Annotated in this window: 11 protein-coding genes; all 11 read left to right on the top strand. The window is 68.7% G+C overall.

Annotation, left to right across the window (positions count from 1 at the left end):
• The first annotated feature begins 84 nt into the window (after window positions 1-84).
• The 11 genes from fdnG to CHB73_RS03575 all read left to right on the top strand — a co-directional run bounded on the left by fdnG (window position 85) and on the right by CHB73_RS03575 (window position 16,398).
• Window positions 85-3,120 (top strand): formate dehydrogenase-N subunit alpha, encoded by a 3,036-nt coding sequence (gene fdnG / locus CHB73_RS03625; protein ID WP_089272146.1) that lies wholly within the window; start codon window positions 85-87, stop codon window positions 3,118-3,120.
• Window positions 3,121-3,150: 30 nt separating this feature from the next.
• On the top strand, window positions 3,151-3,882 hold the full coding sequence (locus CHB73_RS03620) for a 4Fe-4S dicluster domain-containing protein (protein ID WP_089272144.1): 732 nt from the start codon (window positions 3,151-3,153) through the stop codon (window positions 3,880-3,882).
• Window positions 3,883-3,986: 104 nt separating this feature from the next.
• On the top strand, window positions 3,987-4,889 hold the full coding sequence (locus CHB73_RS03615) for a formate dehydrogenase accessory protein FdhE (RefSeq protein WP_089272142.1): 903 nt from the start codon (window positions 3,987-3,989) through the stop codon (window positions 4,887-4,889).
• A 355-nt stretch (window positions 4,890-5,244) separates the two neighbouring features.
• Complete coding sequence (locus CHB73_RS03610; protein ID WP_089272275.1) at window positions 5,245-6,279, top strand: molybdopterin-binding protein; 1,035 nt, start codon at window positions 5,245-5,247, stop codon at window positions 6,277-6,279.
• A 76-nt stretch (window positions 6,280-6,355) separates the two neighbouring features.
• The gene (locus tag CHB73_RS03605; RefSeq protein WP_089272140.1) at window positions 6,356-9,085 is read left to right on the top strand and encodes a molybdopterin-dependent aldehyde oxidoreductase; all 2,730 of its coding nucleotides are present in this window, start codon (window positions 6,356-6,358) and stop codon (window positions 9,083-9,085) included.
• An 82-nt stretch (window positions 9,086-9,167) separates the two neighbouring features.
• Window positions 9,168-11,747: a pyridine nucleotide-disulfide oxidoreductase/dicluster-binding protein gene (locus tag CHB73_RS03600; protein ID WP_089272138.1), complete on the top strand. Its 2,580-nt coding sequence runs from the start codon at window positions 9,168-9,170 to the stop codon at window positions 11,745-11,747.
• Window positions 11,744-12,442 carry a DVU_1556 family methyltransferase gene (gene trsM / locus CHB73_RS03595; protein WP_089272136.1) on the top strand — a complete coding sequence of 233 codons (699 nt, stop codon included), beginning with the start codon at window positions 11,744-11,746 and terminating at the stop codon, window positions 12,440-12,442. Before CHB73_RS03600 ends, trsM begins: the two co-directional genes overlap by 4 nt.
• A gap of 15 nt (window positions 12,443-12,457) precedes the next feature.
• Window positions 12,458-12,922 (top strand): DVU_1555 family C-GCAxxG-C-C protein, encoded by a 465-nt coding sequence (locus CHB73_RS03590; RefSeq protein ID WP_089272134.1) that lies wholly within the window; start codon window positions 12,458-12,460, stop codon window positions 12,920-12,922.
• Complete coding sequence (trsS, locus tag CHB73_RS03585; RefSeq protein ID WP_089272132.1) at window positions 12,915-14,333, top strand: radical SAM (seleno)protein TrsS; 1,419 nt, start codon at window positions 12,915-12,917, stop codon at window positions 14,331-14,333. The genes CHB73_RS03590 and trsS overlap by 8 nt, the downstream gene beginning before the upstream one ends.
• Entirely contained in the window at window positions 14,330-15,361 is a 1,032-nt protein-coding gene (locus tag CHB73_RS03580; protein ID WP_089272130.1) for a DVU_1553 family AMP-dependent CoA ligase, read from the top strand. Before trsS ends, CHB73_RS03580 begins: the two co-directional genes overlap by 4 nt.
• Window positions 15,358-16,398 (top strand): XdhC family aldehyde oxidoreductase maturation factor, encoded by a 1,041-nt coding sequence (locus CHB73_RS03575; protein ID WP_089272128.1) that lies wholly within the window; start codon window positions 15,358-15,360, stop codon window positions 16,396-16,398. Before CHB73_RS03580 ends, CHB73_RS03575 begins: the two co-directional genes overlap by 4 nt.
• The last annotated feature ends 100 nt before the right edge of the window (window positions 16,399-16,498 follow it).

The raw sequence follows: 16,498 nt of genomic DNA, 5'->3' as shown, positions 1-16,498 counted from the left end.
CCAGAATTGGCATACTAGTGCCTAAAAACGGCCATGGCCGCGCCAGCCCGGCGTTCGGCAGGTCGGCTGACACAAGGAGGAGGCATGAGCGTATCACGTCGAGGATTCATCAAGCTGCTCGGGGCGGGCACCGCCTGTCTCGGGCTGTCGAAGCTGGGGATCGACCTTGGCCCCACGCAGGCATACGCCGCGGGGCTCAAGATCGAGGGCGCCAAGGAGGTCATCTCCATCTGCCCGTTCTGCTCCTGCGGGTGCAATACCCTGGTGCACGTCAAAGACGGCAAGATCATCAACGTCGAGGGCGACCCCGACTACCCCATCAGCGCGGGCGGACTGTGCTCCAAGGGCGCGGCCCTGAAGAGCCTGCACAACAGCCCGGAGCGTCTCACCAAGCCCCTGTACCGCGCCCCTGGCTCCACCAAGTGGGTGGAGAAGGACTGGGACTGGATGCTTGACCGCATCGCTCGCAAGGTCAAGGCCCAGCGCGACAAGGACTTTGTGCTGAAGAACGCGGCTGGTGCCGAGGTGAACCGCGTGGAGAGCATCTTCTCCCTGGGCACTTCGCAGATGAGCAACGAGGAATGCGCCGTCACCCACCAATTCATGAGAAGCCTGGGCATCGTCCACATGGACCACCAGGCCCGTATCTGACACAGCCCCACTGTGCCGGCTCTGGCAGAGTCGGTTGGACGCGGCGCTATGACTCAGCATTACACCGACATCGCGAACGCCGATGCGGTGCTCATCATGGGCAGCAACGCTGCCGAACACCATCCCATCTCCTTCCGCTGGGTGCTGAAGGCCAAGGAACAGGGCGCCGTGGTCATCCACGTGGACCCCAAGTTCTCGCGCACTTCCGCCCGCAGCAACTTCCACGTGCCCCTCAGAAGCGGCACGGACATCGCCTTTTTGGGCGGCATGGTGAAGTACATCCTTGAGAAGAAATTGTATTTCACCGACTATGTGCTCAACTACACCAACGCGAGCTTCCTGGTCGGAGAGAAGTTCTCCTTCAAGGACGGCCTGTTCTCGGGCTTCGACGCGGCCAAGAAGAAGTATGACAAGAGCCAGTGGGCCTTTGAGAAAGGTCCAGACGGCATGGTCAAGCGCGACAAGACCCTGGCCCATCCCCGTTGCGTCATCAATGTGCTCAAGGCGCATTACGACCGCTACAACCTGGACCTCGTGAGCCAGGTCACCGGCGTCAGCAAGGACAACCTGCTCAAGGTCTACGACGCCTTCTGCGCCACGGGCAAGCCCAACAAGGCCGGCACCATGCTCTACGCCCTGGGCTGGACCCAGCACACCGTGGGCGTGCAGAACATCCGCCTGGCCGGCATCGTCCAGCTGCTGCTGGGCAACTTCGGCGTGGCGGGCGGCGGCATCAACGCCCTGCGCGGCGAGCCCAACGTGCAGGGCAGCACGGACCATGCCCTGCTGTACGGCTACCTGCCGGGCTACCACAGCGCGCCCGTGTCCAAGTACCAGGCCCTGGCCGACTACCTGAAGGCCTACACCCCCAAGAGCGCGGACCCCAAGAGCGTGAACTGGTGGCAGAACAGGCCCAAGTACATCGTCAGCCTGCTGAAGGCCTGGTTCGGCGAAAACGCCACCAAGGACACCGACTTCTGCTATAATCTGGTGCCCAAGCTGGACCCCGGCGAGGACTACTCGCACCTGTTCATCTTCGACCGCATGTACCAGGGCAAGATCAAGGGCGGGTTCATCTTCGGCCACAACCCCTGCCAGAGCTTCCCCAACTCCAACAAGGTCCGCAAGGCCTTCGACAAGTTGGACTGGCTGGTGGTGGGCGAGGTGTTCCACAACGAGACCACGGACAACTTCCGTCGCCCCGGCGCGGATCCCAAGAAGTGCAAGACCGAGGTCTTCCTGCTGCCTTCCGCCTACCGCGCGGAAAAGGAAGGCACGGTGTCCAACTCCGGCCGCTGGCACATGTGGCATTACAAGGCCGTGGAGCCCCGCGGCAAGAGCCGCAGCATGGGCGACATGGTCATCGAGATCCGCAACCGCGTGCGCGCCCTGTACGCGAAGGAAGGCGGAGCCCTGCCGGAGCAGATCCTCAAGCATCAGATGCTTGAGAAGTTCAATGCCGAGGAGATGACCCGCCGCATCAACGGCTACTTCACCCAGGATGCCGTCATCGGCGACAAGACCTACAAGAAGGGCCAGCTGGTGCCGGGCTTCGCCAACCTCAAGGACGACGGCAGCACGTCGAGCCTGTGCTGGGTGTATTGCGGCGGCTATACCGAGGCCGAGGGCAACCTGGCCAAGCGCCGCGATTTGACCCAGACGCCCATGCAGGCCAAGATCCACCTGTATCCCAAGTTCGCCTGGGCCTGGCCCATGAACCGCCGCGTGCTGTACAACCGCGCCAGCGTGGACCTGGCCGGCAAGCCGTACAATCCGGACAAGGCGGTCATCGCCTGGGAGAACGGCAAGTGGGTGGGCGACGTGCCCGACGGTCCGGCAAAGCCCATGGCCGAGGGCGGCCCCTATCCGTTCATCATGCACACCGAGGGCCACGGCCAGCTGTACGGCCCCGGCCGCGAGGACGGACCCTTCCCCGAGCACTACGAACCGGCCGAAAGCCCGCTGGCCACGAACCCGTTCTCCTCGCAGATGTGCAACCCCTGCATGAAGTCGGTTTCCGCCAGCGAGTACGACGTGCTGTGCAAGCACGCCGACCCGCGCTTCCCCATCGTGCTCACCACCTACAGCCTGACCGAGCACTGGTGCTCCGGATCGGAGACCAGGAACGGCAACGGCCTGCTTGAGGCGGAGCCCCAGCAGTACGTGGAGATGAGCCCGCAACTGGCCGAGGAAAAGGGCATCAAGAACGGCGACGTGGTCATCGTGGAGAGCCTGCGCGGCCGCGTGGAGGCCGTGGCCATGGTCACCGTGCGGATCAAGCCGTTCCAGGTCATGGGCAAGACCGTGCATCTGGTGGGTATGCCCTTCGCCTTCGGCTGGACAAAGCCCAAGTGCGGCGATTCGGCCAACAGGCTCACCACTTCGGTTGGCGATCCCAACACCACCATTCCGGAGTACAAGGCCTGTCTGGTCAACGTGAAGAAGGCCACCAAGGTGACCGAACTCTAGCCGCGGCTCTAGTACGCAAGGAGCGAAATCATGCCCAAGGCGATACTCATAGACACCACCAAGTGCACGGCCTGCCGTGGCTGCCAGGTGGCCTGCAAGGAGTGGAAGGACTTCCCCGCCGTGCCGACGAAGCAGCGGGGCACCCACCAGAACCCGCCGGACCTCGGCCCCTTCAACGTGAAGCTGGTGCGCTTCGCGGAGCACATGGAGCCCGACGGCACCGTGCGGTGGAACTTCTTCCCGGACGCCTGCCGCCACTGCCTGGATGCCCCGTGCAAAAGCGGCGCTTCGCTGGAGGATTCGATCATCATCGACAAGGACACCGGCGCGGTCATCTACACCGAGAAGACGGCCAAGGAGGACTTCGAGACCATCCGAGGTTCCTGCCCCTACGACATCCCGCGCCTGAACCCCAAGACCAAGCGCATAGTCAAATGCGACATGTGCATTGACCGCATCAAGAAGAACCTGCTGCCCATCTGCGTCAAGAGCTGTGCGATGGGCGCCATGCACTTCGGCGAACGTGCGGACATCCTGGCCATTGCGGCCAAGCGTCTGGCCGTGGTGCAGAAGGAGTTCCCCAAGGCGCAACTGTGCGACATGGACTCCGTCAGCGTGATCTACCTGATCGCCGACGAACCGGCCAAGTATCACAAGTTCGCCGTTGCCGACGCGGCAGGCGCTCCGGGCATGACCAGGCAGGAGTTCTTTGCCGGCATGTTCGAGCCGCTGCGCCGCGCGGCCAAGCAGGTGCAGGGATAACGGGAGCGAGCCCGTCCCGAACGAGAAGCGGGGCCGTCTGGTACTCCAGAGCCGGGCGGCCCCGCCCACCATATCCAGCCTTCCAAACGCCCAAGGAGCAGCATATGCAGACCGCCCCCACCAACGCCACGCCAACCCCGCGCGGAATCAATCTGGCGCTTGCCCGCGCCAAGGCGGATATTCCGGCCATGGCCTCCCTTCTCGACGCCTTTGGGCCGCTTTTCGCCTGCCGGGCGGAGCTGCGGGCCAAGGCCTCGGGCTGGCGCGGCCGCAAGCCCCTCGTGGACCCGGAGCGTTTCAGTCAGGGGGTGTTCATTCTTGCGGACCGGGGCTTTCAGGACATGAGTTCGCGCCTGCCCGCGGCTGCGCAAACGCTGTTGCCGGTGATGTCGGCCAGCTTCCCGGCCATGGCGCGCGAGTTTTCGGCCCTGGGCGAGGCCCTGGCCTCAGGTGCCGTGCCCGCGCGGAAAGTGGCGGATGCGGCGTTCGGCGGCAAGGTCCAGGTTCCCGGCGTCAGCGCCGAGGCCCTTGCCTTCGCCGCGGCGGAGCTTGTCCGGCCGTTCATCGAGCGCCAGGCCGTGAGCCTGCTGCCCCTGGTGAAGGACCTGCCCTGGAATCAGGCCCATTGCCCGGTGTGCGGCGGCGCGCCCAACATGAGCGTGCTGCGCAAAAGCGGCGACGACGACACGTTCATCAAGTCCCACGGCGGGCGGCGCTTCTTGCGTTGTTCCTGCTGCGCCACGGAGTGGACGCATAAGCGTGTGTCCTGCCCGGCCTGCGGCTGCGAGGAGCCGGACGAGCTCGTGGTGCTGAGCGCCCCGGAGCGCCCCTTTGAGCGCGTGGACGCCTGCAAGCGCTGCAAAAGTTTCGTTCTCTGCCTTGATGGCGGGGAGCTGGTGGACGTGCCGGACCCGGACGTGGCCGCGCTGACCATGCTGCCGCTGGAGCTCCACGCGCGCAAGGAGGGCTTTGTGCCCATGGCCCTGCACCCCTGGAGCAACTTCTAGGGTCACTGACCGGGTCCGGAGCGGAGCGCGCGGGCGTGTCCCGCCTCGCTCCCAGCCCGTTTGCATCCACGCTTCGCCGACCGCGCCCCGCATCCATTTGCCGGGGCGCGGTCGCGTTTTTTCTTGCCTACGCAATCTTAATCCACTCCAACTCCCAAGCAGGAGAGAAGAAACAAAAAAAGAGAAAAGTTCCTAAAAAGTTGCGGCAGGAGTTTGACATGCTATGTCTTTCTTGACACAATTCGTGCCAGTAGAAGCTCTTGCTTGCGAGTAGGAACATTCCTCAAACGTTCGCATGACAGGCCGCGCACCCCCTGGCGCGGCAAAGGGGAAACGCATGGGTTGGGCCACGCGAATGCTCGAACTCCCCGTCTCCGACTCCGTTGGCGCAGTCCTTTGCCACGACATCACCCAGATAGTACCCGGCCAGTGCAAGCGTGCCTTGTTCCGCAAGGGGCACATTGTCCGGCCGGAGGACGTGCCCGCGCTGTTGCAGCTTGGCAAGGAACACCTCTACGTTTTTGATCTGGCCGAGGGCCTGGTGCACGAGGAAGAGGCCGCCACGCGGGTTGCCCGCGCCGTAAGCGGCCCCGGAGTGCTCATGGGCCCCCCGGGCGAAGGCAAGGTCACCTTGTCCGCCGCCCTGGACGGCCTGCTCAAGGTGGACGCCGACCGTCTGCGCCTGCTCAACGGCATGGACGATCTGGTGCTCTCCACCCTGCACAACAACCAGATGGTCAGGAAAGGCCAGAATCTGGCGGGCGCGCATATCACCCCGCTGGTCATCGAGGAGCACAAGGTCCGCCGGGTGGAGGAGCTGTGCGCCCCGGTTCCGGGCGGCGGCCCCATTGTCGAAGTGCGGCCCCTGCGGCGCGCCCGCGTGGGCATGGTCACCACCGGCAGCGAGGTGTTCAAAGGACGCATCGAGGACGGCTTTGGCCCGGTTTTGCGCGCCAAGTTCGCGCAGTTGGGGAGCGATGTCGTCCGGCAGCTGCTCGTGTCCGACGACGAGGACATGACGGTGAACGCCATCCGGGCCCTGCTGGACCTTGGGGCGGATTTCATCGTCGTGACCGGCGGCATGAGCGTGGACCCGGACGACCGCACCCCCGCCGCCATCCGCAAGGCCGGGGCCGAGGTGGTCTGCTACGGCGCGCCGGTGCTGCCGGGGGCCATGTTCCTTCTCGGCTACCTTGGCAAAACGCCCATCCTGGGGCTGCCCGGCTGCGTCATGTACTACAAGTCCAGCGTTTTCGATCTTGTGGTGCCGCGGCTTCTGGCCGGGGACCGCCTTTCCCGTTCCGACATCGCGGCTCTGGGCCACGGCGGATACTGCTCCGCGTGCGCCGAGTGCCGGTTCCCCATGTGTCCATTCGGCAAGGGGGCGTAGCTGCGGTCCACTGCGGACCCGCCGCCGCCCGCGCCCTGTTTCGGTCAACAACGCCTGAACGGCAAGGAGGAAGCTCATGCTCAAGCTGGTGCTGAACATCAACGGGATCCCCCAACCCCTTGTGGCCGACCCGGACGACACCCTGGCCGATGTGCTGCGCGGGCAGCTCATGCTCACCGGGGTCAAGGTCGGCTGCGGACAGGGCCAGTGCGGCGCGTGCAGCGTCATCATGAACGGCAAGGTGGTGCGCTCCTGCATCACCAAAATGAAGCGCGTGCCCGACGGCTCCATCATCACCACGGTCGAGGGCATCGCCGAGAAGGACGCCCTGCACCCCATCCAGGTGGCCTGGATGGTCCACGGCGCGGCCCAGTGCGGCTTCTGCTCGCCGGGCTTCATCATCTCCGCAAAGGCTCTGTTGGACGAGAACAAGAGCCCCAGCCGCGATGACGTGCGCGACTGGTTCCAGAAGCACAAGAACGTCTGCCGCTGCACCGGCTATAAGCCCCTGGTGGACGCCGTGATGGATGCCGCCCGCGTGTTGCGCGGCGAGATCAAGGTCGAGGACCTGCACTTCAAGATGCCGGCCGACAGCCGCATCTGGGGCAGCAAGTACCCGCGGCCCAGCGCTTTGGCCAAGGTCACCGGCACCTGGGACTTCGGCGCGGACCTGGCCCACAAGATGCCCAAGAACACCCTGCACCTGGCCCTGGTGCAGTCTCCGGTTTCCCACGCCAACCTGAAGGGCGTGGACGCCTCCGAGGCGCTCAAGATGCCCGGCGTGCACAGCGTGCTCACCGCCAAGGATGTCAAGGGCAAGAACCGCATCACCGGGCTCATCACCTTCCCCACCAACAAGGGCGACGGCTGGGACCGCCCCATCCTGGCGGATGAGAAGATCTTCCAGTACGGCGACGCCATCGCCATCGTCTGCGCGGATTCCGAGAAGAACGCCCGCGCCGCAGCGGACAAGGTCAAGGTTGACCTGGAGGAACTGCCCGCCTACATGAGCGCCCCCGCCGCCATGGCCGAGGACGCCATCGAGATCCATCCCGGCACGCCGAACATCTACTACACCCAGCCCGTGGCCAAGGGCGGCGAAACCGCGCCCATCTTCGCCCGCCCGGACGTGGTCACGGTCGAGGACGAGTTCTACACCCAGCGCCAGCCGCACCTGCCCATCGAGCCGGACGTGGGCTTCGCCTACCAGGACGAAGAGGGCAAGCTGGTCATCCACTCCAAGTCCATCGGCCTGCACCTGCACCTGTACATGATCGCCCCGGGCCTGGGCATCGAGCCTGAAAAGCTCGTCATGGTGCAGAACCCCACCGGCGGCACCTTCGGCTACAAGTTCAGCCCCACCATGGAGGCGCTTGTGGGCGTGGCCGCCCTGGCCACAGGCCGTCCCGTGCATCTGCGCTACGACTACCAGCAGCAGCAGCACTACACCGGCAAGCGTTCGCCCTTCTGGACGCGGCTGAAGTACGCGGCCGACAAGAGCGGCAAGCTCTTGGCCATGGAGAGCGACTGGACCTGCGACCACGGCCCGTACTCCGAGTTCGGCGACCTCTTGACCCTGCGCGGCGCGCAGTTCTGCGCGGCCGGTTACGACATCCCGAACATCCGCGGCGAGGGCCGCACCGTGTGCACCAACCACGCCTGGGGCTCCGCCTTCCGCGGCTACGGCGCGCCGGAGATCGAGTTCCCCTCCGAGGTGCTCATGGACGAGCTGGCCGAAAAGCTCGGCATGGATCCCCTTGAACTGCGGTATGCCAACGTCTACCGCAAGGGTTCCACCACCCCCACCGGCCAGGAGCCCGAAGTGTACAGCCTGCCGGGGATGATCGACATCATCCGGCCAAAGTACGAAGAGGCCAAGAAGCGCGCCAAGGCCGCAAGCACCGACGCCGTGAAGCGCGGCGTGGGCGTGGCCATCGGCGTGTACGGCTCCGGCCTGGACGGCCCGGACTCCTCCGAGGCCGATGCCGAGCTCATGCCCGACGGCAGCGTGACCATCTACAACTGCTGGGAGGACCACGGCCAGGGCGCGGACGCGGGCACGCTGGGCACCGCGCACGAGGCCCTGCTGCCGCTGAAGCTCGCCCCGGAGCGGATCAACCTGGTGCTGAACGACACCAGCAAGGCTCCAAACTCCGGCCCGGCGGGCGGCAGCCGCTCCCAGGTCGTCACCGGCCAGGCCATCAAGGTGGCCTGCGAGAACCTGCTCGCCGCCATGAAGAAGCCCGACGGGAGCTTCCGCAGCTATGACGAGATGAAGGCCGCGGGCATCGAGACCAAGGTGCGCGGCAAGTGGACCGCCCCGGCCACGGAGTGCGGGGAGGGCGGCCAGGGCAGGCCCTTCTGCTGCTACATGTACGGCGTATACCTCATGGAGGTCGCCGTGGAGCTGGCCACCGGCAAGACCACCGTGGAGAAGATGGCCATCGTGTCCGACATCGGCAAGGTGAACAACCGCCTGGTGACCGACGGCCAGATCTACGGCGGCCTGGCCCAGGGCGTTGGCCTGGCCCTCTCGGAGGACTACGAGGACCTGAAGAAGCACGCCACCATGGCCGGGGCCGGCGTACCCTACATCAAGGACATCCCCGACGAGATCGAGATCATCTACGTGGAGACCCCGCGTCCCGACGGCCCCTTCGGCGCCTCCGGCGTGGGCGAGATGCCCCTGGCCGCCCCGCACGCGGCCATCATCAACGCCATCTACAACGCCTGCGGCGTGCGCATCACCCATCTTCCCGCCTACCCGGAGAAGGTGCTGGCCGCGCTCAAGGCCAAGGGCGCGTAGCCGCGTGAACCTGTGACCCCAACCGGGGCGGGCGTGGGAGTGTTGCCCGCGTCCGCCCCGCATCGTTTGCGCCGGAGGAGCCATGGACCAGCAGACCTTGCGCCAGTGGGAAAGCCGCTGCATCCAGGAGGAGCCGCCCTTCTGCCAGGCCGCCTGCCCCCTGCGGGTGGACGCTCGCGCCTTCGTGGGGTTTCTCGCCAAAGGCGATGCGGACGGCGCGCGCAAGGTGCTGGAACGCACGCTGCCCCTGCCCGGCGTGCTGGGCCGGGTGTGCGAGGCCCCGTGCGAGGCCGCCTGCAAGCGGCGCGAGGCCGGTGACGCCGTTGGCATCGGGCGGCTGGAGCGCTTCGCCATGCTGCACGGCAAACCCGGCCCCCGGCCCATGCGTTTGCCCGGCCGGGGCAAGTCCGCCCTGGTGCTGGGCTGCGGCGTGGCGGCGCTCACCTGCGCCTGGGATTTGCTGAAAAAAGGGTACGGCGTCGGCCTGCACACCCTGGGCCAGCCGCTGTTCGGCGACTTGGCCGAATTGTCCGCCGCCATCCTCCCGCCCGAGGCGCTGGAGGCCGAATTGGCCACGCTGAAGTCCCTGGGACTGGCGCTGGACGAGACCTCCGGCGATGCGGCCGCGTTGGAGGCCCTGCCGCGCGAGGCTCTGGCCCAGGGCCGGGCCGTGTTTCTGGAGTACGGCCTCGCCGCGCGATTCGGGGCGGGGTATCCCGCCCGCGCGGACGTGGACCCCGTGACCCTGGCCGCTGCGGATGGCGGCGAGGGAGTGTTCCTGGGCGGCTGGCCGGACGGGGCGGGCCGCATCCGCTGCATCGACGCCGCTGCAGACGGCAGACGGACCGCGTCCTCCATGGACCGCTGGCTGTCCGGGGCCTCGCTCACCGCCTCGCGCGAGAAGGAAGGCGTGGCGCAGACGCGGCTGTTCACCAGCATGGCGGGCGTGGAGCCGCTGGCGCGCATCGTTCCGGCAGGGGCGGACTACGACGCCGCCGAGGCCGTGCGCGAGGCCGCGCGCTGCCTCCAGTGTCAATGCCTGGAGTGCGTGCGGATCTGCGCCTTTCTTTCCAAGCACAAGGCCTATCCCAAGGTCTACGCCCGGCAGATCTACAACAACGCGGCCATCGTCAAGGGACAGCACCTGGCGAACACGCTCGTCAACTCGTGCAGCTTGTGCGGCCTGTGCGAGCGCGTCTGCCCGGAACATTTCGCCATGGCCGAGCTCTGCCTCACGGCCCGGCAGGACATGGTGGCGCGCGGGGTCATGCCCCAGTCCGCCCACGAGTTCGCCCTGGAGGACATGGCCCAGGCCTGCGGGCCGGACGCGGCCCTGTCCCGGCCCGACCCGGAGACCGGAACCTGCGCCGCTGTTTTTTTCCCGGGTTGCCAGCTGGCCGCATCGCACCCGCACCATGTGAAAAGCGCCTATGCGCTGCTGCGCCGCGAGCTTTCGGGCGGGGTGGGGCTCATGCTGCGCTGCTGCGGCATTCCGGCGCACTGGGCGGGCCAGGAGGAGCTGTCCCGCCAGGCCGCGCGGGAGTTCGCGGACCAGTGGCGGGCGCTTGGACAACCGCGCGTCATCGCCGCCTGCTCGGGCTGCCTGTCCATGCTGCGCGGGCCCCTGTTCCAGGCCGCCGCGCCGGGCCTTGCGGCCGTGTCCCTGTGGGAGACCCTGGCCGCGTTGCCTCTGCCGGAACCGCGCCCGGCCGTGCCTGCCGCGCCCCTGGCCCTGCACGACCCCTGCACCGCCCGCGACGATGCGGGCTATCGCGCGGGCGCGCGCGCCGTGGCCTCGGCCTTGGGCGTGGCGGTGGACGAGTTGCCGCTTTCCGGGGAGCTGGCCGAATGCTGCGGCTTCGGCGGGCTTATGGCCCAGGTGGACGCCCCGCTGGGCAAGGCCGTGGCCCAGGGCCGCGCCGACCGCAGTCCGCTGGACTATCTGGCCTGCTGCGCCATGTGCCGCGACCGGCTGGCCGCCACGGGCAAGCGCACCTGGCACCTGCTGGACTTCGTGTTTCCCGGCCCGGCGGCGGCACAGGGCGGCGATCCCGCGGCAACCCCCGGCCCCGGCTACTCCGGCCGTGTGGAGGCCCGCGCGGCGCTCAAGCAGGAGCTGCTGCGCGAGCTCTGGGGCGAGGAGCCGCAGGCGGATGCCTCGCTGCCGGAACTGCTTGTGCCGCCGGAGCTGCTGGCGCGGCTGGAGGAGCGGCGCATCCTTGTGCCGGAGCTGCGCCGCGCCGTGCGCGAGGCCGGGAAGCGCCTGCTGCTGGATGTCGATTCCGGGCGGATGCTGGCGTCGTTCCGCCCCCGGCGGGTGACCTTCTGGGCGGAGTTCGCGTCGGAGGACGGGCACTTGCGGCTCACCAACGCCTGGAGCCACCGCATGATCGTGCCCGGCGCCGGCGGCGTGCAGGAGGCCCCGGCGCAGTCCGGCGCGGTGGTGAACCGCGTGGACCAGACCTATGTGCCCGCATCCGGCTCGTGGACCTGCGCGGCCTGCGGCCAAGAACTCGCGCCCAGCCCGGTGGTGGCCAGCTATCTGGGCAGCGTGTTCACCATTTCGCTGTTAAGCTGTCCGGCCTGCGGCCAAACCCTGGTGCCCGAGGATCTGGCCCTGGGGCGTATGTTCGAGGTGGAGCAGCTTCTGGAGGACAAGTGAGCCCCGGCGCGGCGGCGCGGCCCCTTTTCGCCCGGCCGGACTTCCGCGCCGTGGCGGGCGAGACCCTGCGGCCCGGCGGACTGACCTTGACCCTGCGGGCCCTTGAGCTGGCCGGGCTGCCCCACGCGGCCCGCGTGGCCGACCTCGGCTGCGGGCGCGGGGCCACGGCCCGGCTGCTGGCCGAGTGCGGCCATACGGTGCTGGCCCTGGACCCGGCCCCGGATTGCCCGCCCGGCGCGTGGGGGCGTGACGTTCTGCCGTTGCGGGCGGTGGCGCAGCGGCTCCCCCTGGCGGGTGGAAGCCTGGATGCGGTGTTCTGCGAGTGCGTGCTCTCCGTGACAGGTGCGGCCCAGGCCGTGCTGGCCGAGTGTGCGCGGGTGCTCAAGCCGGGCGGCGTGCTGATCCTGAGCGATCTGTATCTGCGCGGCAAGGGGGCTTGCGCCACCGGGGCGGGCTGCCTGGCCGGTGCGCTGCCCGTCGGGGACATTGCGGCGCTTCTGGCTGCGGCGGGTTTAGCGCCCTTGGTGTTCGAGGACCACTCCCGGCTGCTGGCCGAGCTGGCCGGGCGGCTGGTGCTGGCGGGCCTGCCCTTGGCCGAACTTGGACTCGGGCGGGGCTGCGGGTGCGTTTCGGGCGGCGGTCCCGAACTGGCCCGGCCCGGCTATTTCTTGTGTCTTGCGCGTGTGCGGGCGTAAGGCGAGGAGGACGGCATGGACGAGACGCTCATGGATATTCTGCCCCTGGCGGGCCAAGGCTTTTGCTGCAGCCAGATCATGGGCCTGCTGGCCCTGCGCGCGCAAGGGCGCGAGAACCCGGAGCTCATCCGCGCCCTTGGCGGGTTGTGCAACGGCCTGGGTGCCTGCTCCGGATCCGGCTGCGGGGCGTGCGGCATCGTGACCGGCGGGGCCTGCGTGCTGGGGCTGTACTTCGGCAAGGGCAGGGCGGAGGAGTTCCCGCTGGAGCGGGCGGACTTGGCGCGCGCGGAATTCGTGGACTGGTTTGTGGAGCGCACCCGTGGCGAGTACGGCGGCAGCGCCTGCGCGGACATCCTGGGCGACGACTCCGGACGGCCGGACATGGCCCGCTGCGGCGCGTTGCTGGCCGAGTCCTGGGCGCGCATCGTGGGCATTCTGGCCGGGCATGGCCTGGACGTGGCCGAGGGCCGCGATGCCTGAAGCCGCCGCGCAGGACGTGCTTTCCGAGACCGAGGCCTTGTGCCCGGTGTGCCTGCGCCGTCTGCCCGCCCGGCGCGTGCGCCGGGGCGACGCCGTGTGGCTGCTGCGCCATTGTCCGGAGCACGGCCCGGCAGAGGCGGTGATTTGGCGCGGTGCGCCTGCCTTCGAGTCCTGGCGGCGGCCCAAGACGCCATCGGCTCCGCCCGTGTGCAGCACCGGCGTGGAGCGCGGCTGCCCCTTTGACTGCGGCCTGTGTCCGGAGCACGCCCAGCACACCTGCACCGGCGTTGTGGAGGTGACGGGCCGCTGCAATCTGTGTTGCCCCGTGTGCTACGCGTCATCCGGCAAGGATGCGTCCGAGCCCCAAGCGCCTGGGGCCGAAGCGCCCGGGGCTCTACAGGCCATGTCCGAGCCTTCGGTTCCGGAGCTGGCGGCGCGCCTGGCCGAGCTGCGCCGCGTGGCCGGTGGCTGCAATCTGCAGCTTTCCGGCGGCGAGCCCACCTGCCGCGACGACCTGCCTGAGATCGTCGCCGCGGCGCGGCCTCTGGGCTTCGGCCTGGTGCAGGTGAACACCAACGGCCTGCGCCTCGCGCGGGAACCGGGCTATGCCGAACGCCTGGCCCAGGCCGGGTTGCAGTCCGTGTTTTTGCAGTTCGACGGCCCGGACGAGGCCTGCGCAATCCTGCGCGGCAGGCCGCTTCTGGCCGAAAAGCTCCGCGCGCTGGACGCCTGCGGCCGGGCAGGTCTTGGCGTGGTGCTGGTGCCCACGCTGCTGCGCGGGGTCAACGACCATGCCCTGGGCGACATCCTGCGCCTGGGCCTGTCGCGGTCGCCTGTGGTGCGCGGGGTGCATTTCCAGCCCGCTTCGGGTTTTGGCCGTTTTGCGCTGGGCATGGATGAGTCGCGCCGCCTGACCCTGCCGGAGGTGCTGACCCTGCTGGTGGAGCAGAGCGGCGGGATGCTCCGGGCAGAGGATTTCCATCCCCCAGGCTGCGAGCACGAGCGCTGTTCCTTCAGCGCCCGGTACGCCGTGCGGGACGGCGCGCTGGTTCCCCTTGCCGAAGGCGGCTGCTGCGGCGCGGGCTCGCCCCTGTCGCCGCTGGCGGTCCCGTCCGCGGCCGAGGGCGCGCGCCAGGCCAAGGCCAGCGTGGCCCGGCAGTGGGCCGCCGCCGCCGCGCCGCTCGCCGCGCCCGCGCGCGATGATCTCGAGCGTTTTCTGGCCAACCGGGGGGCGGACAAGCGCTTCAGCGTGTCCTGCATGGCTTTTCAGGACGCCTGGACACTGGACCTGGAGCGGGTGCGCGGCTGCTGCATCCACACCCAGGCCCCGGACGGCAGGCTTGTTCCCTTCTGCCTCTATAACCTGACCGCCGTGGACGGCACGACGCTGTACCGGGGGCGCGGCGCATGAGGCGCAGCCCGCTGGATGCCTGGCTGGCCGGGCGCATGGGCCTGGAGCGTCTTGCTCCGGAAGCCGTCCAAGCCTGGCGGATGGCCGAGTTGCGGCGCACCCTCGCCTGGGCGCGGCAAGCCAGTCCCTTTCATGCGGCACGTCTTGCGGGCGTTGACCTGGACGCCCTGCGCGGGCCTTCGGATTTGGCCGTGCTGCCGCGCATGGAGGCCGCGGATCTTGCCCAGCCGGGCCTGCTCACCGTGAGCCAGGACGAGGTGGAGCGCGTGGTGAGCCTGCCGACTTCGGGTTCCAGCGGGCCGCCCAAGCGCTTGTCATTTTCCCGTGCCGACCTGGCGCGGACCATCGACTTTTTCGCCGTGGGCATGGGTACATTAGCCGGGCCGGGCGACGCGGTCCTGGTGCTGCTGCCCGGCCGCCGGGAGTGGGGGGTTGCGGATCTGCTGGTTCGTGCGCTGCCGGGCATCGGGGCGCGCGCCGTGCTCCCGCCGGAGCCCTGGGCCCCTGCGGAGCTGCCGGAGTTCATGGCCGCGCACGGCGTCACCTGTCTTGTGGCCGCGCCCACCCAACTCCGCGCTTTGTTGGCCTTGCCGTCACAGGCGTTCGGGATTGTGCGCGCCGTGCTTTCCAGCGCCGAGCCCCTGCCCGGGGATTTGCGCGCCGAATTGCAGGCCGCCTGGGGCTGCGAGGTCTTCGACCATTGGGGCATGACCGAAACCGGCTATGGCGGAGGCGTTGAATGCGCCGCCCACTCGGGTTATCATCTGCGCGAGGCCGATGTGCTGGTGGAGATCGCCGCCCCTGGAAGCGGCGCGCTCTTGCCGCTGGGGGCGGTGGGGGAAATTCTGGTCACGACCCTGGGCGAGCGGGCCATGCCCCTTGTGCGCTACCGCACGGGCGACGCCGCGTGCTGGCTCTCCGGCCCCTGCCCGTGTGGCAGTCCGCTGGGGAGGCTGGGCCGCGTGCCGGGCAGGATCGGGCCGGGCGGGACCATTGTCCAGATACGCAAAGGAGAACGCAGGGCATGAACGGGATTCTGAAACCTCTGGTCCACGCGCTGGAGCGTGGCCAGAACCTTGTCCAGGCCACCATATTGACCCACCAGGGCAGCACCCCGCGTTCCGCCGGAAGCCGGATGCTGCTTGAGGCCGATGACCGGGGCGGCGCGCGCATCCTTGCGGGCACCGTGGGCGGCGGCGTGGTGGAGGCGCAGGTGATCGGTTTGGGCGCGCAGGTGTTGGCCGATGGTCAGCGCCGCGTGGAGGACTTCGACCTTACCAACGAACTGGCCGCCGGGTCGGACATGATCTGCGGGGGGCGGTTGCGCGTGTTCCTGGAGCGCCTGGCCCCGGACGACCTGCCCCTGTTCCGCGAGCTTGCCCATGCCCTTGCCCGTGGGGGCCGCCGTCTGCGCCTGACCCCGCTCGGCGGCGGGCCGTCCGCGCTGCTGAACCCGGCCGGTGCGGACCAGGACGACGGGCTTGCCGCAGCGGCCCTTGCCGCGGCGCAGAGGGCCAGCGCGCCCGTGGTGCTCAAGCATCAGGGGCAGGCCTATGCCCTGGAGCCCCTTGCCGCGCCGCCGCAGCTCCTCATCTTCGGCGCGGGGCACGTGTCGCGGCCCACGGCGCAAATGGCGGCCCTGTGCGGGTTCGCCGTCACCGTCATCGACGACCGGCCCGAGTTCGCCAACGCCGAGCGCTTTCCCTGGGCCGAAACCATGGTGCGGCCTTCACTGGACGATTGCTTCGACGGGCTGCCGCAGGGGCCGGAGGTCTCGGTGGTCATCGTCACGCGGGGGCACATGTTCGATGCCCAGGTGTTGGCCCAGGCCCTGCGCACGCCGTCGGGGTACATCGGCATGATCGGCTCTCTGCGCAAGCGCAAGGCCGTTTATGAGCGTCTGCGCGAAGAGGGCTTCAGCGATGCGGATTTGGCGCGCGTGCATTGCCCCATCGGGCTCGCCATCGGGGCCGAGACCCCGGAGGAGATCGCCGTGAGCATCAACGCCGAGCTTATCGCCCACAGGGCGGGGCTGGGCTCCGGGGGAAACGGGGGCGCGGGCTGACAGGCCGCGCGGCGGCGTTTTTCGCGTCCCCTGCGGGGCATTGGCGTGCGGGCGGCGCGTGAAGCTGCACAAGCGGGCAGGGGAATACCCCCTGGAGCCC

It is taken from the genome of Humidesulfovibrio mexicanus (genome assembly GCF_900188225.1).
Taxonomy (GTDB): Bacteria; Desulfobacterota; Desulfovibrionia; order Desulfovibrionales; family Desulfovibrionaceae; genus Humidesulfovibrio; species Humidesulfovibrio mexicanus.
Note: the sequence above shows the minus strand (reverse complement) of the source record. Positions and strands in the feature narration are given on the sequence as shown.